The 23077-nt window shown below is 74.3% G+C and carries 18 protein-coding genes and 1 pseudogene; 9 read left to right on the top strand and 10 right to left on the bottom strand.

Going from position 1 to position 23077, the window contains the following annotated elements; all coding sequences use genetic code 11:
• Positions 1-4: 4 nt before the first annotated feature.
• From ACSLTV_RS12805 to ACSLTV_RS12790, 4 genes are read right to left on the bottom strand one after another with little or no spacing between them, the layout of a single operon-like run.
• Entirely contained in the window at positions 5-1087 is a 1083-nt protein-coding gene (locus tag ACSLTV_RS12805) for an ABC transporter ATP-binding protein (RefSeq protein ID WP_432136973.1), read from the bottom strand.
• Between the two features lie 3 nt (positions 1088-1090).
• On the bottom strand, positions 1091-1903 hold the full coding sequence (locus ACSLTV_RS12800) for an ABC transporter permease (protein ID WP_432136974.1): 813 nt from the start codon (positions 1901-1903) through the stop codon (positions 1091-1093).
• Positions 1891-2787: an ABC transporter permease gene (locus ACSLTV_RS12795; RefSeq protein ID WP_435612137.1), complete on the bottom strand. Its 897-nt coding sequence runs from the start codon at positions 2785-2787 to the stop codon at positions 1891-1893. Before ACSLTV_RS12795 ends, ACSLTV_RS12800 begins: the two co-directional genes overlap by 13 nt.
• Positions 2784-3941 (bottom strand): ABC transporter substrate-binding protein, encoded by a 1158-nt coding sequence (locus ACSLTV_RS12790; RefSeq protein ID WP_432156255.1) that lies wholly within the window; start codon positions 3939-3941, stop codon positions 2784-2786. Before ACSLTV_RS12790 ends, ACSLTV_RS12795 begins: the two co-directional genes overlap by 4 nt.
• 214 nt (positions 3942-4155) lie before the next feature.
• Between ACSLTV_RS12790 and ACSLTV_RS12785 the strand changes: the two genes are divergently transcribed.
• The 3 genes from ACSLTV_RS12785 (at position 4156) to ACSLTV_RS12775 (ending at position 7728) form a co-directional block, all read left to right on the top strand.
• Entirely contained in the window at positions 4156-4896 is a 741-nt protein-coding gene (locus tag ACSLTV_RS12785) for a GntR family transcriptional regulator (protein WP_435612136.1), read from the top strand.
• Positions 4897-5134: 238 nt separating this feature from the next.
• Positions 5135-6247, top strand: a complete 1113-nt coding sequence (gene rsgA, locus ACSLTV_RS12780) for a ribosome small subunit-dependent GTPase A (RefSeq protein WP_432136978.1) — start codon at positions 5135-5137, stop codon at positions 6245-6247.
• Positions 6248-6330: 83 nt separating this feature from the next.
• A complete protein-coding gene (locus ACSLTV_RS12775) occupies positions 6331-7728 on the top strand; it encodes a bifunctional transcriptional activator/DNA repair enzyme AdaA (RefSeq protein ID WP_435612175.1) in 1398 nt (465 codons plus the stop codon).
• A gap of 81 nt (positions 7729-7809) precedes the next feature.
• Here ACSLTV_RS12775 and ACSLTV_RS12770 read toward each other — a convergent pair whose 3' ends face one another.
• Both ACSLTV_RS12770 and ACSLTV_RS12765 read right to left on the bottom strand, forming a co-directional pair.
• Complete coding sequence (locus ACSLTV_RS12770) at positions 7810-8301, bottom strand: DUF456 domain-containing protein (protein WP_435612135.1); 492 nt, start codon at positions 8299-8301, stop codon at positions 7810-7812.
• A 4-nt stretch (positions 8302-8305) separates the two neighbouring features.
• Positions 8306-9370, bottom strand: a complete 1065-nt coding sequence (locus ACSLTV_RS12765; RefSeq protein ID WP_435612134.1) for a TrmB family transcriptional regulator — start codon at positions 9368-9370, stop codon at positions 8306-8308.
• A 1187-nt stretch (positions 9371-10557) separates the two neighbouring features.
• Here ACSLTV_RS12765 and ACSLTV_RS12760 point away from each other — a divergent pair.
• Both ACSLTV_RS12760 and ACSLTV_RS12755 read left to right on the top strand, forming a co-directional pair.
• Positions 10558-11811, top strand: a complete 1254-nt coding sequence (locus ACSLTV_RS12760; RefSeq protein WP_435612133.1) for a protein phosphatase 2C domain-containing protein — start codon at positions 10558-10560, stop codon at positions 11809-11811.
• A gap of 474 nt (positions 11812-12285) precedes the next feature.
• Positions 12286-12762 carry an ATP-binding protein gene (locus ACSLTV_RS12755; protein ID WP_432136983.1) on the top strand — a complete coding sequence of 159 codons (477 nt, stop codon included), beginning with the start codon at positions 12286-12288 and terminating at the stop codon, positions 12760-12762.
• A 96-nt stretch (positions 12763-12858) separates the two neighbouring features.
• On the opposite strand, the gene ACSLTV_RS12750 is transcribed toward ACSLTV_RS12755, so the two are convergent.
• Both ACSLTV_RS12750 and ACSLTV_RS12745 read right to left on the bottom strand, forming a co-directional pair.
• On the bottom strand, positions 12859-13902 hold the full coding sequence (locus tag ACSLTV_RS12750) for a DUF2637 domain-containing protein (protein WP_432136984.1): 1044 nt from the start codon (positions 13900-13902) through the stop codon (positions 12859-12861).
• 314 nt (positions 13903-14216) lie between these two features.
• Positions 14217-14666, bottom strand: a pseudogene (locus ACSLTV_RS12745) ((2Fe-2S)-binding protein); the annotation flags it as partial.
• Positions 14667-14830: 164 nt separating this feature from the next.
• Between ACSLTV_RS12745 and ACSLTV_RS12740 the strand changes: the two are divergent.
• Positions 14831-15676: a GntR family transcriptional regulator gene (locus tag ACSLTV_RS12740; protein ID WP_435612132.1), complete on the top strand. Its 846-nt coding sequence runs from the start codon at positions 14831-14833 to the stop codon at positions 15674-15676.
• Positions 15677-16140: 464 nt separating this feature from the next.
• Here the strand turns inward: ACSLTV_RS12740 and ACSLTV_RS12735 are convergent, their stop codons facing one another.
• Complete coding sequence (locus ACSLTV_RS12735) at positions 16141-16896, bottom strand: hypothetical protein (protein ID WP_432136986.1); 756 nt, start codon at positions 16894-16896, stop codon at positions 16141-16143.
• 166 nt (positions 16897-17062) lie between these two features.
• Entirely contained in the window at positions 17063-18778 is a 1716-nt protein-coding gene (locus ACSLTV_RS12730) for a PucR family transcriptional regulator (protein WP_432136987.1), read from the bottom strand.
• A gap of 369 nt (positions 18779-19147) precedes the next feature.
• Here ACSLTV_RS12730 and ACSLTV_RS12725 point away from each other — a divergent pair, with 369 nt between their 5' ends.
• The 3 genes from ACSLTV_RS12725 to ACSLTV_RS12715 are packed head-to-tail and all read left to right on the top strand — an operon-like array spanning position 19148 to position 23000.
• On the top strand, positions 19148-20038 hold the full coding sequence (locus tag ACSLTV_RS12725; RefSeq protein WP_432136988.1) for an FAD binding domain-containing protein: 891 nt from the start codon (positions 19148-19150) through the stop codon (positions 20036-20038).
• Positions 20038-20610, top strand: coding sequence for a (2Fe-2S)-binding protein (locus tag ACSLTV_RS12720; RefSeq protein ID WP_432136989.1), 573 nt, complete (start codon positions 20038-20040; stop codon positions 20608-20610). Before ACSLTV_RS12725 ends, ACSLTV_RS12720 begins: the two co-directional genes overlap by 1 nt.
• A gap of 2 nt (positions 20611-20612) precedes the next feature.
• Positions 20613-23000, top strand: a complete 2388-nt coding sequence (locus tag ACSLTV_RS12715; protein WP_432136990.1) for a xanthine dehydrogenase family protein molybdopterin-binding subunit — start codon at positions 20613-20615, stop codon at positions 22998-23000.
• The last annotated feature ends 77 nt before the right edge of the window (positions 23001-23077 follow it).

Raw genomic sequence — 23077 nt, 5'->3', positions numbered from 1 at the left:
TTCCTCAACGGGTCACGCGGTCGGCCACCAGCACGGGCCGCTCGGGCAGGGACACCTCGACCGCGGTCCCGGCCCCCAGCCCCGCGGCCTCGTGCGCGGCCAGGTCGGCCTTCACCCCGGTGCCGTCGGCGAGCCGCGCGGTGACCCGGACGACGGCGCCGAGGAACGCGGTGGCCACGACACATGCCGTGCCGTCCGGGTCGGCCCGCACCCGCACGTTCTCCGGTCGCACCAGCACGTCCACCTCGCGTCCGGCCGGTGCCGCGCCGTCGACCGGCAGCCGCTGCCCCAGCACCTCCACCACGCCCCCCGCCTGCCGACCCGGGATCCGGCTCATCGTGCCGACGAACTCCGCGACGAAAGCGGTGGCCGGACGACCGTACAACTCGGCCGGTTCGGCGCACTGTTCGAGCCGCCCGGCACGCATCACCGCGACCCGGTCAGCCGTCGACAGGGCCTCCTCCTGGTCGTGGGTCACGAACAGGGTGGTGATGTCCAACTGCCGCTGGAGCCGGCGGATCTCCTCGCGCAGCGACAGGCGCACCTTGGCGTCCAGCGCCGACAGCGGCTCGTCCAGCAGCAGCACCCGGGGCCGCAGCGCGAGCGCCCGGGCGAGCGCGACGCGCTGCTGCTGCCCGCCGGACAACTGGTGCGGAAACCGCTCACCCTTGTCGCCCAGCCCGACCAGGTCGAGCAGCTCGGCCGCCCGAGCCCGTCGTTCGGTGGTGCGGACCTTGCGCATCCGCAGTCCGAAGGCGACGTTGTCGACCACGCTGAGGTGCGGGAAGAGGCTGTACGACTGGAAGACCATCCCGGCGTCGCGACGGTGGGCCGGGACCCGGGTGACGTCCTGGCCGTCGACCAGCACCGAGCCGGAGTCGGGGTGCTCGAACCCGGCCAGCATCCGCAGGGCGGTGGTCTTGCCGCAGCCGGACGGGCCGAGCAGGGCGAGCAGCTCGCCCGGCCGTACGGTCAGGTCCAGACCGTCCAGCGCGACGGTCGTGCCGAACGCGCGGCGCAGCCCTCGGAATTCGACGGTCGCCGCCTGTTCGGCGGTGGCCTGCTGTTCAACAACGGTGACGGTCATGCTTCATCCCCGGGAGGTGGTACGGGAGCGTCCGCCGACGGCGGCGAGCGCGAGGAGGAGTGCCCAGGTGACGAGCAGGCTGAGCACGGAGACGGCGACGGACATCTGGGCCTGGGAGCCGGAGACGGTGACGATCCACACCGCGAACGGCTGGTAACCGAGCAACTGGGCGACCGTGAACTCGCCCAGCACCAGTGCCAGCGTGAGGAAGGAGGCGTTCAGCAGCGCGCCGCGCAGGTTGGGCAGCACCGCCCGCACCAGCGCGGCCGACCGGTTCGCCCCGCAACTGCGGGCGGCTTCCACCAGGACGCGCACGTCGATCGCGCGCAGCCCGGCGTCCAGCGCCCGATACACGAACGGCAGTGCCATCACGACGTACGCCATGACCAGCACGAACGGGAACTTCGGGTTCTGGATCGCCACGAACGTCCGGAACAGCGGCGTGCGGGAGAGGTGTTCGGGACCCCACCGCAGCACGGTCACCCACCCCGCGACGAACGCGATCGGCGGCACCACCAGGGGCAGCGAGCACACCACCTCCACGACCGGCCGCAGCCGGGGAGCACCGAGCCGCAGCGCGACCATGGCGGGCACCACCAGCACCAGGACCAACGCGATGGTGGCGGCGGCCAGCTCCAGCGACAGCGTCAGGCCGGCGGCGAAACCGTCGGCGCCGAGGATGCGCGTGTAGGCGTCGAAGGTGATGCCCTGACCGGGCACGTCGACCGTGAAGACGGCCGACGCGGCCAGCGGCAGCAGGAAGTACAGGGCGGCCGGGCCGAACACGGCCCAGCGCCACGGGGTCAGGCGAGCCATCGGGCACTCCGGCGTTGCAGGGGCAGGTACACGGCCATGACCAGGCAGGCGACCAGGACCATGTCGAGGCTGAGGGCGAGCGCCATGTTCTCCTGTCCCACCTGGACGTTGCCGGAGATGGCGTCGGCGATCTGCAGCGTGACCAGCGGCACCGAACTGCCCACCATCGCGGCCGCGGTGGCGTAGGCGGCGAAGGCACTGCCGAAGAGCAGCACGAATCCGCCGAGCAGTGTCGGCGCGAGCACCGGCAGGGCGACATGCCTCCAGTACTGCGCGGTGGTCGCCCCGTTGTTGTGGGCCGCCTCCCGCCACTGCGCGCGCAGGCCCTCCAGAGCGGGTGTGACGGTGAGCACCATCAGCGGGATCAGGAAGTAGAGGTAGACGACCACCAGACCCCAGAAGCTGTACAGGTCCCAGCCCTTGTCCGACAGGCCGAGGTGTGTGGTCAGCACCCCCGCGTTGCCGAGCGTGGCGACGAACGCGAACGCCAGCGGCACACCGCCGAAGTTGGCGAGCACCCCGGACGCGGTGAGCACACCCTCGCGCAGCGTCCTGGAACGCGAGGTGACGACCGCCTGCGCCAGCGGCAGCCCGAGCACGACGGCGACGGCGGCGGACACGGCGGACAGTTCCACGCTGCCGAGCAGGGCCGTCAGATAGGCGTCGTGCAGCGAGGCGGTCAGATTGCCCGTGGTGTACGACGTGACACCCGTGGCCTGGTCCTCGACGGTGAAGGCGCCGTCGACCATCGCGGCGGCCGGCACACCGAACGAGAGCGCGGTGAACGCGAGGAGCGGGACGACGGCGAGCCAGCCGGGGGCGCGGCGCCGCCGCTTCGGGGGAGCGGCGGCAGGCGCACCGGCCTTCGGGAGGGTGGCGGTCATCCGGAGACGGCCTTCCCCCAGCCCTGCGCGAGCACGTCCTTGGCCTTCTGCTGCTGGGCCTCGGTCGGGAAGGCGGGCGTTCCGGACACCTTCGGCAGCCTGGCGGCGGCGGCCGCGTCGATGGTGCCGGCCTTCTCCATCGCCGCCATCAGCGCGGGCCGGGCGTACCCCTTCAGCCACAGGTTCTGGCCCTCGGCGCTGTACAGGTACTCCTCCCACAGCCGGGCGGCAGCCGGGTGCGGGGCGTCCTTGTTGATCGCCTGGGAGTAGTACTGGGAGAACCGGCCGTCGCTCGGCACCGCCACGCGCCAGTCCAGCCCCTTGGACCCGAACTCGTCGGCGTATCCGGCGTTCAGGTAGTCCCAGTCGATGCTGATCGGCGTCTCACCCTTCTCGACGGTCGCCGGAGTCGACTCCACCGGCGTGTAGTTGCCGTTCTTCTTCAGCTGTGAGAAGAAGTCCAGGCCCGGCTGGATGTCGTCGAAGGAGCCGCCGTTCGCCAGGGCTGCCGCGAACACGCCCGCGTACGCCGAGCCCGACTTGGTCGGGTTGCCGTTGAGCGCCACCTGGCCCTTGTACCGCGGCTTCAGCAGGTCCTCGAAGGTGGTCGGGCACTCCTTGACGCGCCCCGCGTCGCAGCCGATCGATACGTACCCGCCGTAGTCGTTGTACCAGCGCCCCTGCGCGTCCTTCTGCGCCTCGGGAATGTCGGCGAAGCCGGCCACCCGGTACGGCGCGAGCAGGTTCTGCCGCGCGGCGCTGAGCGCGAAGGAGGAGCCGACGTCGAGGACGTCCGGGGCGCGGCCCTGGCCCTTGCGGGAGGTGACGGCGTTGATCTCGTCCTGGCTGGAGCCGTCCGGGTTCTCCACCTCGACCTTGATGCCGTACTTCTTCTCGAACCCGTCGATCAGGGCGCCGTAGTTCGCCCAGTCGCGGGGGAGGGCCATGGCGTGCAGCGTGCCCTCCTTCTTCGCCGCCGCGACCAGCGCGTCCATGCCGCCGAAGTCGGCGGCGGAGGTCGCGGTGGCGGCGTTCTTGCCGCCGGCGGTGGGGGACGCGTTGTCGGGGGCGGCGCCGCAGGCGCTCAGGGCGAGTGCGGCGACGACGGCGAGGGAGCCGCCCAGGACGGCTGTTCTCGGCAGGGACACGGTCACGGCTTCTCCAGGGGACGCAGGAGGGTCGGGGAGGCTTGTCAGCAGAACTTGTCTGAACAAGTCGGCCTCAGTACGCCGGGTGAGGATGTCCGGTCGGTGAACGACGGCGGAACCCTGACCGCTGATTCTCTGCACAATCACGGAGGTGCGCGCCGCCCCGGCAACTGGTCTACGCTGCTCACGTTGTGCACACCGACCGACTCAGAGGGGAAGCATGGCGGCGCGACACGAGGAGATCGCCGGCGAACTGCGGCGCGCCATCGACCGCGAGGAGTACGCCGTCGGCAGCCGGCTGCCGTCCGAGACCGACCTCGCCGCGCACTACGGAGTGTCCCGGGGCACCGTCCGCCAGGCTGTCGCCGCCCTCACCGCCGAGGGCATCATCGGCTCCCGCCAGGGCGCCCGCCGGGTGGTGCTCGCCAGTCGCCGCAGCCAGAGCTTCGCCGAGTTGCGCAGCTTCGCCCAGTGGGCCCGCGCGATGGGCCGCGAGGCCACCGGGCGGGTGGTCGCCCAGGAGTACCGCCCGGCGACCACCGAGGACGCCGTACGCCTGCAACTGCCCGCCCAAGCAAGGGTGTTGCACGTGCTGAGGGTGCGCGGCCTGGACGGTGAGCCGGTGCTGCTGGAGCGCACCGTGTACGCCGGCTGGATCGCGGACGCCGTGGCCGCCCTCGAACCCGACTGCCCCTCCGTCACCCAACGCCTCTACGACGAGACGGGGTTGGTCTTCGCCTACGGCGAGCACGTCATCGACGCGGTCGCGGCCGGCGCCCAGGACGCCGAACTCCTCGGCGTGCGCCGCACCAGCCCGCTGCTGCGCGTGCGCCGCGTGACCACCACACACGAGGGCCGCCCGGTGGAGTGGTCCGAGGACCGCTACCGCTCGGACGCGGTCAGCTTCAGCGTGCACAACTCCACGGCGAACAACGCGCTCGCGCGCAAGACGGCGGAGTGAGCGGCGGGGCCCCGGAAAAACGGTGGTGGACGGGCGCCGGCCTCCTCTAGGCTGACGCCGACCTCGACCGAGACGAGAAGCGAGAAACAGGAGGTGTGACCGATGGCCGTCGCTGCGAAGGGCGCTGCCCGCGTCCAGAAGTCCGTCCACTCCACCTCCACGGTCTCCGGCTGACCACTCACACCTTCGCGCGCCCGTCGGCGCGCCGCCGGGGGCCGCCCATGTGAAGGGTCTCCCCTTGTCCTCCTCTTCTTCTCGTTCTCTTCCGGCCTCCTCCCACCCGCTGTCCCCGTACGGCTGGGACGAGGGCTGGGCCGCCGCGTTCGCCCCGTACGCCGAGCAGGGGCTGGTCCCCGGCCGCGTCGTCCGCGTCGACCGCGGGCAGTGCGACGTGGTCACCCCGGACGGCACCGTGCGGGCCGACACCGAGTTCGTCGTACCGCGCGACCCCATGAAGGTCGTGTGCACCGGCGACTGGGCCGCCCTCGACCCCGAGGGCGGCGACCCGCGCTACGTGCGCACCCTGCTGCCCCGCCGCACCGCCTTCGTCCGCTCCACCTCCTCCAAACGGTCCGAGGGGCAGATCCTCGCGGCCAACGTCGACCACGCCGTCGTCGCCGTCTCGCTCGCCGTCGAGCTCGACCTCGGCCGGATCGAACGGTTCCTCGCGCTGGCCTGGGAGTCCGGGGCCCAGCCCGTCGTCGTGCTGACCAAGGCCGACCTGGTGCCCGACCCGGTCGGGCTGTCGTATCTCGTCCAGGACGTCGAGGCCAGTGCGCCCGGGGTGCCCGTGCTCACCGTCAGCGCGCTGCACGGCGACGGCGTCGACGAGCTGACCGCGCTGCTCGGCGGGGGCACCACCGTCCTGCTCGGCACCTCCGGCGCGGGCAAGTCCACCCTCGCCAACACCCTGGCCGGGGACGACGTCATGGACGTGCGGGCCACCCGCGACATGGACGGCAAGGGCCGGCACACCACCACCACCCGCAACCTGCTCGCGCTGCCCGGCGGCGGCGTCCTCATCGACACCCCCGGACTGCGCGGCGTCGGCCTCTGGGACGCCGGGGACGGGGTCGGGCAGGTGTTCGCCGAGATCGAGGAGCTGGCCCGGCGGTGCCGGTTCCACGACTGCGGGCACGACGCGGAGCCCGGCTGCGCGGTCCGCTCCGCCATCGACGCGGGCGAGCTGCCGGCCCGGCGCCTGGAGAGCTACCGCAAGCTCCTGCGGGAGAACCAGTGGATCACCGCCAAGACCGACGCGCGGCTCCGCTCGGAACTCCGCCGGGACTGGAAGCGCAAGGGCGCCGCCGGACGGGCCGCCGCCGAGGCCAAGCGGGGCCGGTGGGCCTGACGGCGAGCCACCGGCCGGCGGGCACCCGATGTCCGATTTCCGCTGGCCGGTTCCCCGCCACCTGGCGAACACTGGAACCCGTGATGGACGAGGACACCAGGTACGAGGCCGTCCGCAGCAGGGACGCCCGGTTCGACGGGGAGTTCTTCTTCGCCGTGCGGACGACCGGCATCTACTGCCGGCCGAGCTGCCCCGCCGTGACGCCCCTGCGGCGCAACGTGCGGTTCTTCGCGACGGCCGCCGCCGCGCAGGGCTCCGGGTTCCGGGCCTGCCGGCGGTGCCGTCCCGACGCGGTGCCCGGCTCCGCCGAGTGGAACGTACGGGCGGACGTCGTGGGGCGCGCCATGCGGCTCATCGCCGACGGCGTCGTCGACCGGGAGGGCGTCGCCGGCCTCGCCGACCGGCTCGGCTACAGCGCCCGCCAGGTCCAGCGGCAGCTGACCGCCGAACTGGGCGCCGGGCCGGTCGCCCTGGCCCGGGCCCAGCGGGCGCACACCGCGCGGGTGCTGCTGCAGACCACCGACCTGCCGATCACCGAGATCGCGTTCGCGTCCGGGTTCGCCAGCGTGCGCCAGTTCAACGACACCGTCCGCGCGGTGTACGCGGCCACCCCGACCCGCGTACGGGCCGCCGCACCCCGCTCCGGCCGCCCCGCCCCGCGCACGGCGACCCCGGCCGCCGGCCTCCCGCTGCGGCTCGCCCACCGCGGGCCCTACCACACGGCCGCCGTCTTCGACCTGCTGGCGGACGAGGCCGTCGCCGGCGTCGAGGAGGTCACCGGGGCACCGGGTGAGCGCCTCTACCGGCGCACGCTGCGGCTGCCCTACGGCTCCGGCATCGTCGCCGTCACCGAGCGCCCGGACGGCACACCCGCCGGGTCCGCCACCCACCAAGGCGGCTGGCTCGACGCCCGGCTGCACCTCACCGACCACCGTGACCTCACCACCGCCGTCCAGCGGCTGCGCCGGCTCCTCGACCTGGACGCCGACCCGTACGCCGTCGACGAACGGCTCGCCGCCGACCCCCGGCTCGCCCCGCTCGTCGCCGCCCGGCCCGGCCTGCGCGCGCCCGGCGCCGCCGACGCCGAGGAGTACGCCGTACGCGCCCTGGTGGGACGGGTCCGTGCCGAGCGGTTGGTGCGCACCTGCGGCAAGTCGCTCGACGCGCCCAGCGGCAGCCTCACCCATCTCTTCCCCGAGCCCGCCGCCCTCACCGAGGCCGAGCCCGACGGCCCCCTGCGCGCCCTCACGACCGCGCTCGCCGACGGCACGCTGCGCCTGGACCCGGGCGCCGACCGCGACGACGCCGCCCGGGCGCTGCTCGCCCTGCCCGGCCTGGACGGCCGTACGGTCGCGGCGATCCGGGCCCGCGCGCTGGGCGACCCGGACGTGGCCCCGCCCGGCACGGACGTCCCCGACAGCTGGCGTCCGTGGCGCACCTACGCCCTGCACCACCTGCGGGCCGCGGCCACGGGGCGGTGACGGGCACGGTGCCGGGGCGTCGACTCGGCGCGGGGCCGGGGCCGGGCGGTGACCCGGCGCACGGCCGGGGCGGGGCGGTGTTCAGCCACCCAGTACCGCGCCGACCCACGCGCCCGCGATCAGCAGACAGGTGAACAGCTCGGTCAGGATGCTCCAGCCGCCCGAGCGCATCACCGAGCGCAGCGCCGCCCGGGCCTCGCCGTGCCGGCCGAGGCGCAGCCGCTCGCACAGGTAGACCCCGGCCAGGCAGCCGGGGATCGCACCGACCACGGGCAGCACCACGAATCCGAGGAGCGCGCCGGTGCCGGCGTACGCCGCCATGCGGAAGTCGGCGCCGCTCGCCCGCATCTCACGCAACCGGCGCGGCGGCAGCGCCCACCGCACCACCTGGGAGAGCAGCAGCGCGCCCGTGGCGCCCACCAGCACCGTCCAGGCGATCGGCTCCGGGTCCTTCAGCGCCCACCACAGGACCGCCGACCACACCAGCCAGGAGCCCGGCACGCCGGGTACCAGGACACCGCCCAGACCGAGGAGGATCACGGAGCCGACGAGCAGGAGTTCCCACGCTCCCATCTGTTCAGGGTGCCGGAGCCGGGCCGCCCCCGCAGTCCGTGGCGGGGGTCGGTCGGTGGCGGGGGCGTCCGCGGTACGCGCCGGGCTGGGGATCGCGGGTCACCCAGCCGCGTTCGTACGCCTGCCAGCCGAGCTGCATCCGGGTCGTCACACCGGCCAGCTCCATCAGCCGCCTCACCCGGCGCCGCACCGTGCGCAGTCCCACGTCGAGCTGCTTGGCGACGCTCGCGTCGGTGAGCCCGGCCAGCAGCAGCGACAGGATCTCCAGGTCGGCGGCGTCCGGGCCGTCCGGGTACCGCCCGGCGACGTCGTGCGGCCCCGGCCGCAGTGGCAGCGCCTGCCGCCACACCGACTCGAACAGGCCCGACAGCAGCTCCAGCAGCCCGACGGCGTGCACCACCAGCGCGGCCGGCTCCGCCGAGCGGCCGGTCAGCGGCACGAGAGCGAGGGTGCCGTCGGCGACGACCGGTTTCGTCGGCACCTCGTCCACCACCCGTACCTCCTCCTGGCGGGCCAGCGCGGCGGTCAGCTCGGTGACGCCCTCCGGCCGGTCCAGCACCGACCGCTCGATCACCACCCGGTAGCGCACTCCGCGCTCGGCGGCCCGCTCCTCGGCGTGGTTGTCCGTGCCGGACACCGCGACCGGCGTGCCGGTGACCAGCGCGCACACCTCCTCGCTCGCGCCGAGCTGGATCTGCTGGAAGCGCTGGGCGACCGCCGCGGCTCCGGTGACCACCTCCACCAGATCGTGCGCCGCCGGCTCGACGGCCGCCGCCCGGTACTCCTGTGCGAGCAGCGCGGCGGCCAGTTCCGCCCGTTCCAGATCGTGGCGCTGCTGGGTGAGCAGGGCACCCAGCCCCACACCCGGGGGAGCGGCGACCCAGTGGCCGGGCCGGCCCGGCGACCGCGCGGCCAGGCCCTGCCGCTCCAGCCGCCGCAGCACGCTTCCCGTGTCCCGCTCGCCGAGCGCCAGCCGGCGGGCCAGCGCGGGCACGTCCGGCGCGCCCGCCGACACCAGCGCCCGGTACGCCGCCTCCTGCGCCTCGTCGAGCCCTATCGCTCCCAGCATCCGGGTGTTCCTCCTGCACTCGCACGGCCGGCGGGGGCCAGGGTGGCGGGAAACGGCCACGGCGCGAACCCGCCACGGCCCATCATCGCCGTACCGCCGGTCACTCTGCCAAGGTGAGCCACGGCGGTGACCGTGATCACCGTCTTCCGATGACGTGATCCGGGGTCCGACGCGCAGGGGCGCACAGGGGTTCGGGCCCGGGTCACCCGTGTCGCCGGGTGGCTCTCCCGTGGGGGGTGGAGCCGTTCGGCGGCCGTTCACGTACGCGTGTTCGGAGGGGCGTCATTTTCCCGATGTCCCGTTTTCCGGTGGCCCGCGCGGTGGACAATTACCGCATGAGCCAGCAGGGGGGCAGGTCCACCGGTCACGACGACGACTGGTGGGGGCAGTTGTACGACGACTCCGCCCAGGACGCGGGCCCCACGGCCGCCGCCGATTCCCTGGACGACCGCTTCGCCTCGGCGGCGGGGGCGGTCGGGAGACCCGGGGCGTCCGGGGCGGCCGGTCGCGCGGAGGGCGGACGAGGCGGAGAGCGGGGCGACGACGAGCGGACCGGCGACGGGCGTGCGGCGAGGTCGCGGAGCGCCGTCGGCGCCGAGTGGTCGGCGACCTGGGACCTCTGGGATCCGGAGGACGAGACCCCGCCCACCCCGCCGGCGCAGGTGCCCGGGCCGAGGAAGCGCACCGAACGAGGGGCTCCGGGGCCCGCGCCGGAGGTGTCGGGGCCGGCGTCGGGCGCGTCCGGGGCGGCGTCGGGCGAGCCCCGATCGGCGTCGGGGTCTTCGGAGCCGAGGCCGGAGCCGTCCGGGTCGGCCGAGGGAGCGGCGCCCACGAAAGCCGAAGCGCCGGGCCGGGATTCCGGCCGGCTACCGGCGGACCCGCCCGGCCCGGCCCCTGCCCCCTCGCCGCCGGGGCGTCCGTCGGACCGGTCCTCGGGGCAGCAGGCCGTACAGCCCGCACACCGGTCGTCCCCGCCCGGGAAAGCGTCGGCGGAGCCGCCGCCCGGCCCCGTCAGCTTCCCGCCGGGACCGCTGCCACCGGGGTTCGCCGAGCGGCCGCCGGGCGGCCCCGAAGGGCCCACGGCGGCGACCACCGGGGCGAGTCCGGGGACGGAGCGGCCGTCCCCCGACCCGCGGAGCGGTGCGGCGGCGCACAGCCCGCCCGCCGCTTCCGAAGACACCCCCGCTGTGGACCCCCGGACCGCCGTCGCCGCCCCCGGGGCGAGCCGACCACCCGGCCCCTCCGTCCCCGGCGGCGCCGAGACCCCCGACCGCCCCGCACCCACCGCATCCGACGGGACGCCCGGGCGATCCCGCCACACCGCGCCCGACGGGACGCCCCCGCGCTCCGGCCACGCCCCCGACGGGCCGCCGTCCGCGACCGCGGAAGCGGACGCCGAGGGCCCGCTCGCCTCGTCGGCGGCCGAGGGCCCGCTCGCCTCGTCCAAGGCCGAGGACCCGCTCGCCGACGCCATCCGGGAACCCGCCTCCGCCGTGCGGCGCGGCCAGGCCGCCGACGAGTGGCCGGTCGACGGGCCGTCGCGGGTACCGGTGCTCAGGGACTACGTCGGTTCCGGGCCGCCCACCTACGAGCCCGAGCCCACGGCACTGCCGCCCGCGGAGCCGGACGGGCTCGACGACCTGGTGCCCGACACCGTGCTGGACGGGGCCCGCTACGGGACCTGCACCCTGCGGGCGGTGTCCCTGCGCGGGGACTCCGCCCGCTACCGGGGCGAGCCGCGCCGCGACGCCCTGCTCACCGCGCGCTTCGGCACCGGAGACCAGGCGCTCGTCCTCGTCGCGATGGCCACCGGCGCCCGCGCCGCCCCCGGAGCGCACCGGGCGGCCGCCGACGTCTGCGGGTGGATCGCCCGTGCCGTCGGCCGCAGCCACGCCCGTCTCGTCGCCGATCTGCGCGCGGCCCGGCGCGGCGACCTGAAGTCGGGGCTGCACCGCCTCACCGACCGCAGCCTGGGCCGCCTGCGCGCCGGCGCCGTGGAACAGGGCCTCGAGCCCGAGGAGTACTCCGCCACCCTGCGCTGTCTGCTCCTGCCCGCCGACCCGCACTGCCGTACCCGCGTGTTCTTCGGCGTCGGCGCCGGCGGACTGTTCCGGCTGCGGGACGGCGGCTGGCAGGACATCGAACCGGGCACCGCGCAGAGCGCGGGCGAACCGGCCGCCGGAGCCGGTGGACAGCCGCACGGGCCGGCCCACGAAACCTTCCGGTTCCGCGCCTCCGTGGCCCGCCCAGGGGACACGCTGCTGCTGTGCAGCGGCGGTCTGGCCGACCCGCTGCGCGGCGAGCCCGCACTGTCCGAGTACCTCGCGGGCCGCTGGTCCGGCCGCACCCCGCCAGGCCTCGCCGCCTTCCTCGCGGACAGCCAGGTGCGGGTCAAGGGGTACTCCGACGACCGTACGGTGGCCGCCGTGTGGGAGGCGTGAGCGAGTCCGGTGTTCCCGACGCCTGGGCAGGGCCCGGGGCCCAGGGCCACGCGCCACGGCCACGCACCCGCACAAGGGCTGCCCTCAGGCCACGGGGGTCGGGAGGGCGGCCCCGCTCACCGGCGCCACCCTCCCGTCCGGGCGTCGCTTTCCGGCCAACTTCGGGCCCGGCGTACAACCCTGGCCGTCCGGCGCTCGGAGTGGCCCGCGGCCCGGTTGCCGCCTCCGCCGGGAGAAGTTCCGGATCAGTCCAGGACCAGCCGCCCCATCTCTCGCGCCGGCGGAACCCGTACGCCGCCCGGACGCGCCGCCCGGCCCCGTGCGATTGGCCGAACACCTGGTCGTCCTCGACTCGACATGACTGGCCGTGGGTCCAACGGGCAAGCATCCCCGTGAACGTGTTCGAGCTGGAGGGGAATCCACATCGGCGCGCGGGCGGGGGTCATGAAGAGGCAGGCACGAGGCAGCGGTTCCGTGACGATCGGGGGAACCTCGGCGCAGACGGGAACGGCAGGGGCCGCGACGGCCGAGGAGGAGCCCGACGGGGCTGCGGGGACGCCGCAGCCGTACCGGCTGCGGCGCAGACTGGGCCGGGCGGATCTCCGGGCGGTCTGCGAGGCCCGGCACGCCGTCCGAGAGCTGCTGCGGCACTGGGGGAGGCCGGACGAGACCGAGACGGCGGAACTGCTCACCAGCGAGCTGGTCACCAACGCGCTCGTCCACACCGGCCACGAGGCGGTGCTGACCGCCACGCTGGGGCCGAGCGGCCTGCGGGTGGAGGTCCGGGACTTCGTGGCCCGCAGGCCCCGGCTGCGGATGCCGGACCGCGACGACGGTACGCACGGCCGGGGCCTGGTGCTCGTCGACTCCCTCGCGGACGCGTGGGGGGTGTGCCCGCACGCGGTGGGCAAGGCGGTCTGGTTCGAACTGGGCGGCGCCGACGCCGCGTGAGGACCGGGCCGGGCGGCACGCGGTACGACGACGGGAGGGCGTGGCCGTCGAGGCCACGCCCTCCCGTCATGTCGCGCCCGGTCCGGTCGTCCGGTCCTAGCCGAACTGCTGCTCCAGGTCCTTCAGCTTGCGCTCAAGGGAGTCGAGCCGCGGCAGCGCCATTGTGTCGTCCTCCGCGGTGAGGTCGACGGGGGCGGACTCAGAACCGCTGCGGACGGGCTGCAACGAGGGACGCGCGCGTACGGGCAGCTGTTCCGCCGCGGATATGGCAGGCTCCGCGGACACCCGGTCGGCGTCGGCCCGCTCCACGGTGGTGGCCATCTCCACCTGGCGGCCGCCCCGGCCGACGAATCCGCGGTGGCCGCGGCTGAGCGCCTTGAGCTGGGCGCGCTCCACGCGCTGCTGGTCCCGGCGGCGCAGCCGGTTCTCCTCCTTCTGGCGCCTGTCCTCGCGCACCTCCTCGACCGCCTCGTCCAGGCTGCGTACGCCCTCCAGGAGCATGAGCGACCAGGCCCTGTAGGTCTCGCGGGGGGCCCGCAGCCAGCGCACGATCCGGATCTGCGGCAGCGGGCGCGGCACCAGGCCCTGCTCGCGCAGCGCGGCCCGGCGGGTCTGCTTCAGCGCCCGGTCGAACAGGACGGCGGCCGACAGCGACATGCCGGCGAAGAAGTGCGGGGCGCCGTCGTGGCCCAGGCCGCGGGGCGCGTGCACCCAGTTGAACCAGGCGGCGGCGGCCGCGAAGGTCCACACGAGTATGCGGGAGCCGAGCGCCGCGTCACCGTGGCTGGCCTCACGGACGGCGAGCACGGAACAGAACATGGCCGCCCCGTCCAGGCCGAACGGCACCAGGTACTGCCAGCCGTTGGTGAGGCCCAGGTTCTGTTCGCCGAAGCCGACCAGGCCGTGGAAGGAGAGCGCGGCGGCGACCGCCGCGCAGCAGAACAGCAGCACGTAGGAGGCGGTGCCGTATATCGCTTCCTTGCGCCTGCGGCGCTCCTCGCTGCGCTCCCACGAGTCCTCGGTCTTGGCGTGCTCCCCGGACCGCTTGCTGCGCGCGAGCACCGCCACCGCCGCCAGCATGCCCAGGAGCAGCACGGCGCCCGGAAGCAGCCAGTTCAGCGATATGTCGGTCAGTCTCATCTGGGGTCCCTTGCATTGGGATAGGGCGTAACGCCCGCCATAGTGGCCCAATCCCATCAGCCCTCAGAGGGTTTCGGGGCAAGAGGCCGCCAAGGAGGTGCAAGGGGATGCCCAGGGCGACGTTCTGCTCGAACTACCGCTTGAGGGGCGGGAGTTGAGTTCGAATAAGACTACCCGTACGGATGGTTCCTCGGAAAGTTCCTGCGACAAGTGAGGAAGTTGTGAATCACCCGTAACCTCGGGGAGGTCCCGTCCGGCGCAGATCTTACGGGACGCCAGGTCGTGCCCCGTGCCGGGGGTGCCCGGCCGGGACCTCAACTCGCTGCGGCAGCGGTCGGCTTGGTGACCCGCGGGGAGTCACAGGTGCGCGGACAGGTCGCGCACGTCTCCTCGGGGCGCACGGTGTAGAACATGCAACAGCTCACCCGGTTCCGGGTGGTCACCCGCTCTCCGCCGGGGCCGGTGAGGTCGCGGAAGGCCGGTGTGCCGACGTAGGGGTGTGCGGTGCCGGGCAGCAGCAGTTCCGGTTCCCGGCGGGCGCGGTCCTCCTCGCCCCGCTGTGCGGCGACGTACCACAGGCCGTCGACGACCTCGTCCGTCACCATGCCCCACAGCGCCCTCCCGCGGCGCCTGGCGCGCGGGCCGAGGCCGCTGAGGAGGGGCGCGTGGTGCTCGGCGACCGCCGCGCGCAGCCGCGCCCGCAGTGCCTCCTCGTCCGGGGCGATCCGCGCGCCGGGCAGTGTCGCCGCGGGGCATGACGGGACCGTTTCGCAGGGATCGTTCGCGGCTCTTGAAGGTAAGCCTTACCTTACCGATTTCTGTTCGGATTTGAACTGGCGCTCGGTGGCCCTAAGGTGCTTGACGGACGAGTAACAACCGGCCGTAATGACCCCAAGTACCGACAAGCCCGGAGCCTGAGGAGGATCCCGTGAAACAGGGCACGCACGGCTCCGCCGAGTCGGGGACCGCCGCCCGGGGCCACCGGCACGGCGAGGCGCGGGTACCGGCCCAGCCCGGCGCCGCCGACCCGCCGCGCGAAGACCCGCCGCGCGAAGGTGCGGCGCGCGAAGGTGCGGCGCGCGAACGCCCGGCTCCGCAGGGCGGGCCCGCGGCCGCCCGCGGCGAGCACACGCACTGCGAGACGCCCCTCCCGGCGCCCCGGCCCGTCGTCCAGCGCTCCTCGGTACGAGGTCAGATCCTCGACGCGCTGCGCACCGCCCTGGTGGCCGGCGAACTGGCGCCCGGCGAGGTGTACTCGGCGCCGGCCCTCGGCGACCGCTTCGGCGTCTCCGCGACGCCCGTCCGGGAGGCCATGCAGCAGCTCGCGCTGGAAGGCGCCGTCGAGGTGGTCCCCAACCGCGGCTTCCGGGTGGTCGAGCGCGGGGCGCGCGAGCTGGCCGAGCTGGCGGAGGTGCGGGCGCTGATCGAGGTCCCGGTGATGCTGCGGCTGGCCCGGACGGTGCCCACCGAGCGGTGGGCCGAACTGCGGCCGCTCGCGGAGGCGACGGTACGGGCGGCGGCCTCCGGCTGCCGGGCCACCTACGCAGAGGCCGACCGGTCCTTCCACCGGGCGGTGCTGGCGCTCACCGGCAACGAGCAACTGGTGCGGATCGCTGAGGACCTGCACCGGCGGGCCCAGTGGCCGCCGGTCGGCGGGCCGGTGGCGCCGGTCGCCGACGCGGCCGAGCACACGGCGCTGCTGGAGGCGCTGGTCCTGCGGGATCTGGACGCGGTGCGGGCGCTGGTGGCGGGGCACTGGGGGGCCGCGGGCTGAGACCCCGCCCCCGCTTCGTGCCGCCGGGTGGCCCTGCCTGCCTCCTCCGCCGGTGGCCCTGCCTGCCTCACTCTGCCGGTCGCGCCCCCGCCTCGGACTGCCCTCCGCTCGCCGCCGCGGGCTGTCGCCCGGCCCGCCGCCTCAGGCCTCCTCACGCGGCCGGTCCCGCCTTCGCCCCGGGCTGGCTCCCCGGTTCGACGCCTCAGGTCTCCCGGGGCTTCCTGCGGCTCGTCTCTTCGGGCTGGCTCCCCGGTTCGACGCCTCAGGCCTCCCGGGGCTTCCTGCGGCTCGTCTCTTCGGGCTGGCTCCCCGGTTCGACGCCTCAGGCCTCCCAGGGCTTCCTCCGGCTCGCCTCCTCGGGCTGGCTCCCCGGCTCACCGCCTCGGATTGCCTCCCCGGCTCACCGCCTCAGGTTTCCCCGCCTCACCGCATCAGGCTTCCTCGGGCTGCCGCCGGCCCCCGCTTCACGCCGCCTCCGGCCCCGCCAACTGCCCCGCCAGCCACGTCGGAACGCCGCCCAGCAGCCGGAACAGCCGCCTCGCCTCCTCGCGCAGCCGGGACGCCTCCGGCTCGGTCTCGGTGTCGGCCAGGGACACCAGCGCCGGGGCCGTGCCCACCAGGTAGCCCAGTTCCTCGCGGATCCGGAGCGATTCGGCGAAGCCGTGCCGGGCCTCGGTGACCTCGCCGTCCCGCAGGGCCAGGCCGGCGAGATGGCGCCAGGTACAGGACAGCAGCAGCAGGTCCCCGTGGGCGGTGGCGCCGGCGTGGGCGCGGTGGAAGGCGGCCCGCGCGGCCTGCGGGGCCTCGGCGAGGTTCTGGGCCACCAGCCCCCGCCGGAAGTCCAGCAGCGCCCGGCCCGCCCCGCCCGGCGGGATCAACGCCGCCGCGCGGCCCAGCGCGGCCCGCGCCTCGTCGGCCCGGTCGCGTACCCCGAGCAGGGTGGCCGCGTACGCCAGGTAGCCGCGTTCGCAGGCGGCCGCGCCGCGTTCCTCGTCGGTGTGCGCCAGCGCCTCCGCCGTGCGCAGCGCGTCCTCCGCCTCCTGCCAGCCCTGTTCGGCGTACAGGCAGCGCTCGGCCAGCAGCGCCGCACGTTGCAGGGCGGCCGGCGCGGTGTCGCCCGGGAGGAGGGCGGCGGCGTCGGCCCAGCAGGCCCGCGAGCGCAGCCGCCACACCGCGGTCTGGAGGGGATCGTCACCAGGGTTCGTTCCGGTACCAGACATGGCGGACTGCGCCACATTGCCCTCCCCATAGCGCGCCATCGAGCTCTTGAGTGGTGGCGGCATCTCAGCACGAATCGGCGGTCGCGGCCAAGGGGATGGGTGAAATTTTTCACAAAGTCGGGGGACTTGCGCGCTCCGCCGGTTCGCGAACCACGGCCCCGGCGGGTCAGCTCATCCGCAGTGCCAGGAAGAAGTCCAGCTTGTCCTCCAGGCGCGACAGGTCACGGCTCGTCAACTGCTCGATTCTGCCGACCCGGTAGCGCAGCGTGTTGACGTGCAGGTGGAGCCGGGCCGCGCAGCGCGTCCAGGAGCCGTCGCAGTCGAGGAACGCCTCCAGGGTGGGAATGAGTTCGGCGCGATGACGACGGTCGTAGTCCCGCAGGGGGTCCAGCAGGCGGGCCGTGAAGGCGCGGCGGACGTCGTCGGGGACGAACGGCAGCAGCAGCACGTGCGAGGCCAGCTCCTGGTGGCCGGCCGCGCACACCCGGCCCTGCCGGGCCGCCGCCACCCGGCGGGCGTGCCGGGCCTCCTCCAGCGCCCCGCGCAGGCCCTCCGCCGAGTGCACCGCCGCGCTCACGCCGAGCGTGACCCGGCCGTCGTCGTCCAGGCCCGCCGACAGCGGTTCCCGGACGGCCGTCAGCAGCGCGTCGGCCAGGACGCCCGCCTGGGAGCCGTCGTGCTCACCGGACACCGCGGGCAACGGGACCAGGGCGACGGCCTCCTCACCGGTGTGCGCCACGGCGATCCGGTCGGACGGGTCGGGCCCGGCCGTGCCCGGGTCGACCAGGATCTCCTCCAGCAGCGACTGGGCGACCGGGCCGCCGTCGGGCTCCCCGGGCTCCCGACGCACGCCGCCCTCTGCAAAGGCGCCCCCCGTCCCCTCCCACTCGACGCGCGCCACGACCACCTGCCAGTGCGGGGCCGCGCCCAGGCCGGGCAGCAGCACCGGCGCCGCCACCCGCAGCCGTGCGGCGATCTCGGCGGGGGCCGCGCCGGTCTGCACCAGCTCCAGGACCTCCTGCGCGAGGCGCCGTCGGACCGTGCGGGCCGCGTCCCGGCGGTCACGCTCCACCGCGATCAGCTGGGTGACGCCCTGCAGCAGGTCCAGGCGCTCCTCGGCCCAGTCCCCGGCGTCCGCCTCGACGGCCAGCAGCCAGTCCGACAGGACGGTCTCGCGGACGTCGCGGGCGGTCTGCGGGGAACGGCCGCCGCCGCGGACCGGGAAGAGCGAGTACGTCACGGGCCCCACCGTCACCCGGTGCGGGCCCCGGCGGCCCGAACGCATCCCCGCCAGGTGCTCTGCCGCGAGCCGGGCGCGCACCTCGCCGGGCAGGGCGGCACCGGCCGCCTTGGAGCCCGCGATCAGCCGGCCGGTGGGGGAGAGCACCCAGGCGCGCAGGTCCAGGTCGGAGCCGAGCAGGTCGAGGACCACGTCCGGACCGCCGCCCGCCGGGCCCGACGTCATCATCCGCCGGTGCCGGTCGACGACCGCCGCCAGGTCCCCGGCGCGCTCGCCGCTGACCTGCCGGACGACGTGTTCGGTGATGGTCGCGAACGCCACCGACTCGTGCACCGCGAACAGCGGCAGCCGGTGCCGGGCGCAGGCCACCACCAGGTCCTCGGGGACGTCCCCGAGCTCCGCCTCGCCGGCCGCCAGCGCGGCCACCCCGGCCTGCGTCAGGATCCGCACGAACGGCTCCGAGTCGTCGGCGTCCCGCCGCCAGGCCAGGCCGGTGAGGACCAGCTCGCCGCCGGACAGATAGCGGCTGGGGTCCCGCAGGTCCGTGGTCATCACCCCGCGCACGGTGCGGTCCAGCTCGTCCTCGCCGCCGAGCAGCCGCAGGCCCAGCGCGTCGGTGTCCAGCAGTGCGCGCAGCCGCATTCTCGTCGCCGCCGTTCTTTGTCTCGAAATCTACGATGAACCCTGAGGGGATCTCCTGGGCCGGCACCCGGTGACGGGGGTCCTGGCCGCCGGACGGGAGGCCTGTGAGCAGCGCCCCGGGCCCTGCCTGGCCGTTTCCCACGTTTCCACGGGAGAACAGGGAGGTTTCCGATGGCCTCCGTTCATACGAATCTACAAGATGACCTCGCTGGCCAGCCAACTCCTTCATGGTTTCCGTGACTGACCCCGTCGGAGTACGGCGCTGTGTACTGAGCCCACTCCACGTGAACACCACATGAACGAGCCGGGCCCGCCGCACCAGATCTGGCTCGATCCGGACGACCCACGAGACGAAGAAGAGAGCCGGTCATGGACTTCCTTCGCCCCGCCAGCTGGGAGGAGGCGCTCGCAGCGAAAGCCGAGCACCCCACCGCTGTGCCGATTGCGGGTGGCACCGACGTGATGGTCGAGATCAACTTCGACCACCGGCGGCCCGAGTACCTGCTCGACCTGAACCGCGTCGGTGACCTCTACGAATGGGAGGTCGGCGAGGACAGCGTGCGGCTCGGTGCCTCCGTCCCTTACACGAAGATCATGGAGAACCTGCGCGCCGAACTGCCCGGCCTGGCGCTCGCCTCCCACACCGTGGCCTCCCCGCAGATCCGCAACCGCGGCGGCGTCGGCGGCAACCTCGGCACCGCCTCCCCGGCGGGCGACGCCCACCCCGCCCTCCTGGCGGCCGGCGCGGAGGTCGAGGTCGAGTCGGTGCGCGGCAGCCGCCGCATCCCCATCGACGCCTTCTACACGGGCGTCAAGCGCAACGCCCTCGCCCCCGACGAGCTGATCCGCGCCGTGCACGTCGACAAGGCCGACGGACCGCAGCAGTACTCCAAGGTGGGCACCCGCAACGCCATGGTCATCGCCGTGTGCGCCTTCGGCCTCGCACTGCACCCCGAGACGCGCACGGTCCGCACCGGCATCGGTTCGGCCGCCCCGACCCCCGTGCGGGCGAAGGCCGCCGAGGAGTTCCTGAACGCCGCGCTGGACGAGGGCGGCTTCTGGGACAACGGAAAGATCGTCACGCCGTCGGTCGCCAAGCAGTTCGCCGACCTGTGCGCGGCCGCCTGCAACCCGATCGACGACGTGCGGGGCACCGCGAGCTACCGCCGCCACGCGGTGGGCGTCATGGCCCGCCGCACGCTGACCTGGACCTGGGAGTCGTACCGCGGCACCCGCCGCACCGCGAAGGGAGCCGCGTGATGCGCGTCAACTTCACCGTCAACGGACGCCCGCAGGAAGCCGACGACGTCTGGGAGGGCGAGTCCCTGCTGTACGTGCTGCGCGAGCGCCTCGGCCTGCCCGGCTCCAAGAACGCCTGCGAGCAGGGCGAGTGCGGGTCGTGCACGGTCCGGCTCGACGGCGTCCCGGTGTGCTCCTGCCTGGTCGCCGCCGGCCAGGCGGAGGGCCGTGAGGTCGTCACCGTGGAGGGCCTGGCGGAGTACGCCAAGGAGCGCTCCTGCGGCACCGGCGCGTGCGGGACCCCGCTCGACGAGGCCCAGCGGTGGCAGGCCGAGGGCACCGACTCGCAGACCGGCGAGGGCACCGAACTGTCCCCGGTGCAGCAGGCGTTCATCGACGCCGGCGCCGTCCAGTGCGGCTTCTGCACCCCGGGTCTGCTGGTCGCGGCCGACGAGATGCTGGAGCGCAACCCCAACCCGACCGACGCGGACATCCGCGAGGCGCTGTCGGGCAACCTGTGCCGCTGCACGGGCTACGAGAAGATCATGGACGCGGTCCGCCTGGCGGCCGCCCGGCAGGGAGAGGCGGTCTGACGATGGCTTCCCCGAACGGCACCCCCACCAAGATCACCCAGGGTTCGCAGACCAAGGGCGGCATCGGCGAGTCCACGCTCCGCCCCGACGGCACCCTGAAGGTCACCGGCGAGTTCGCGTACTCGTCCGACATGTGGCACGAGGACATGCTCTGGGGCCAGATCCTGCGCTCCACCGTCGCCCACGCCGAGATCGTGTCCATCGACACCGCCGAGGCCCTCGCCACGCCGGGCGTGTACGCCGTGATGACGTACGACGACCTGCCGACCGAGGTGAAGAACTACGGCCTGGAGATCCAGGACACCCCGGTCCTCGCCCACGGCAAGGTCCGCCACCACGGCGAGCCGGTCGCGATCGTCGCCGCCGACCACCCGGAGACCGCCCGCCGCGCCGCCGCCAAGATCAAGGTGGAGTACCGCGAGCTGCCGGTCGTCACCGACGAGGCGTCCGCGACGGCCCCGGACGCGATCCTGGTCCACGAGCACCGCGACGACCACCACAGCGGGCACGTCCCGCACCCCAACATCGTCCACCGCCAGCCGATCGTCCGCGGCGACGCCGGCGCGGCCGCCGAGCGGGCCGACGTGATCGTCCGGGGCGAGTACACCTTCGGCATGCAGGACCAGGCCTTCCTCGGCCCCGAGTCCGGCCTCGCCGTGCCCGAGGAGGACGGCGGCGTCCACCTCTACATCGCCACCCAGTGGCTGCACAGCGACCTGCGCCAGATCGCCCCCGTCCTCGGCCTGCCCGAGGACAAGGTGCGGATGACGCTGGCCGGCGTCGGCGGCGCGTTCGGCGGCCGCGAGGACCTGTCGATGCAGATCCACGCCTGCCTGCTCGCCCTGCGCACCGGCAAGCCCGTCAAGATCGTCTACAACCGCTTCGAGTCCTTCTTCGGGCACGTCCACCGCCACCCCGCCAAGCTCTTCTACGAGCACGGCGCCACGAAGGACGGAAAGCTCACCCACGTCAGGTGCCGCATCGTGCTGGACGGCGGCGCCTACGCCTCCGCCTCCCCGGCGGTCGTCGGCAACGCGGCGTCGCTGAGCGTCGGCCCGTACGTCGTCGACGACGTCGACATCGAGGCGCTCGCCCTCTACACCAACAACCCGCCCTGCGGTGCGATGCGCGGCTTCGGCGCCGTCCAGGCGTGCTTCGCCTACGAGGCGCAGATGGACAAGGTCGCGAAGGAACTGGGCATGGACCCGGTGGAGTTCCGGCAGCGCAACGCCATGGAGCAGGGCACGGTCATGCCGACCGGGCAGCCCGTCGACTCGCCCGCCCCGGTCGCCGAACTCCTGCGCCGCGTCAAGGCGATGCCGATGCCGCCGGAGCGCCAGTGGGAGTCCAGCGAGGGCGCCGACGTGCGCCAGCTGCCCGGCGGCCTGTCCAACACCACGCACGGCGAGGGCGTCGTCCGCGGCGTGGGCTACGCGGTCGGCATCAAGAACGTCGGCTTCTCCGAGGGCTTCGACGACTACTCCACCGCCCGCGTCCGTATGGAGGTCGTCGGCGGCGAGCCCGTCGCCACCGTGCACACCGCGATGGCGGAGGTCGGCCAGGGCGGTGTCACCGTCCACGCGCAGATCGCCCGCACCGAGCTGGGCGTCACCCAGGTGACCATCCACCCGGCGGACACCCAGGTCGGCAGCGCCGGCTCCACCTCCGCCTCCCGGCAGACCTACGTCACCGGCGGCGCCGTCAGGAACGCCTGCGAGCTGGTGCGCGAGAAGGTCCTGGAGATCGGGCGCCGCCGGTTCGGCTCCTACCACCCGGCCTGGGCCACCGCCGAACTCCTGCTGGAGGGCGGCAAGGTCGTCACGGACGCCGGCGAGGTCCTGGCCGGCCTGGCCGACGTGCTGGAGGGCGAGGCCGTCGAGGTCGAGGAGGAGTGGCGGCACCGCCCGACCGAACCCTTCGACCTGCGCACCGGCCAGGGCAACGGCCACGTGCAGTACTCCTTCGCCGCCCACCGCGCGGTCGTCGAGGTCGACACCGAGCTGGGCCTGGTCAAGGTGATCGAACTGGCCTGCGCCCAGGACGTCGGCAAGGCGCTCAACCCGCTGTCCGTCATCGGCCAGATCCAGGGCGGCACCACCCAGGGACTGGGCGTGGCCGTCATGGAGGAGATCGTCGTCGACCCCAGGACGGCCAAGGTCAGGAACCCCTCCTTCACGGACTACCTGATCCCCACCATCCTCGACACGCCGACCATCCCCGTCGACGTGCTCGAACTCGCCGACGACCACGCCCCGTACGGGCTGCGCGGCATCGGCGAGGCCCCCACCCTGTCGTCCACCCCGGCCGTCCTCGCGGCGATCCGGAACGCGACCGGGCTGGAGCTCAACCGCACGCCGGTACGACCGGAACACCTCACCGGAACCGCGTGACAGACCCTCCGGGCGGCGCACGGAACGTCACACACTCCGCGCCGCCCGGAGCAACAGCGATCGTTCGCCTCGGGCCG

The sequence above is a fragment of the Streptomyces sp. bgisy159 genome (genome assembly GCF_965341775.1).
GTDB lineage: Bacteria > Actinomycetota > Actinomycetes > Streptomycetales > Streptomycetaceae > Streptomyces.
Note: the sequence above shows the minus strand (reverse complement) of the source record. Positions and strands in the feature narration are given on the sequence as shown.

Coding starts and splice junctions, on each gene's coding strand:
- ACSLTV_RS12805 (WP_432136973.1), bottom strand. CDS start 1,087: ATGACCGTCACCGTTGTTGAACAGCAGGCCACCGCCGAACAGGCGGCG.
- ACSLTV_RS12715 (WP_432136990.1), top strand. CDS start 20,613: ATGGCTTCCCCGAACGGCACCCCCACCAAGATCACCCAGGGTTCGCAG.
- ACSLTV_RS12735 (WP_432136986.1), bottom strand. CDS start 16,896: ATGTCTGGTACCGGAACGAACCCTGGTGACGATCCCCTCCAGACCGCG.
- ACSLTV_RS12795 (WP_435612137.1), bottom strand. CDS start 2,787: ATGACCGCCACCCTCCCGAAGGCCGGTGCGCCTGCCGCCGCTCCCCCG.
- ACSLTV_RS12750 (WP_432136984.1), bottom strand. CDS start 13,902: ATGAGACTGACCGACATATCGCTGAACTGGCTGCTTCCGGGCGCCGTG.
- ACSLTV_RS12720 (WP_432136989.1), top strand. CDS start 20,038: ATGCGCGTCAACTTCACCGTCAACGGACGCCCGCAGGAAGCCGACGAC.
- ACSLTV_RS12775 (WP_435612175.1), top strand. CDS start 6,331: ATGGACGAGGACACCAGGTACGAGGCCGTCCGCAGCAGGGACGCCCGG.
- ACSLTV_RS12730 (WP_432136987.1), bottom strand. CDS start 18,778: ATGCGGCTGCGCGCACTGCTGGACACCGACGCGCTGGGCCTGCGGCTG.
- ACSLTV_RS12725 (WP_432136988.1), top strand. CDS start 19,148: ATGGACTTCCTTCGCCCCGCCAGCTGGGAGGAGGCGCTCGCAGCGAAA.
- ACSLTV_RS12785 (WP_435612136.1), top strand. CDS start 4,156: ATGGCGGCGCGACACGAGGAGATCGCCGGCGAACTGCGGCGCGCCATC.
- ACSLTV_RS12765 (WP_435612134.1), bottom strand. CDS start 9,370: ATGCTGGGAGCGATAGGGCTCGACGAGGCGCAGGAGGCGGCGTACCGG.
- ACSLTV_RS12770 (WP_435612135.1), bottom strand. CDS start 8,301: ATGGGAGCGTGGGAACTCCTGCTCGTCGGCTCCGTGATCCTCCTCGGT.
- ACSLTV_RS12800 (WP_432136974.1), bottom strand. CDS start 1,903: ATGGCTCGCCTGACCCCGTGGCGCTGGGCCGTGTTCGGCCCGGCCGCC.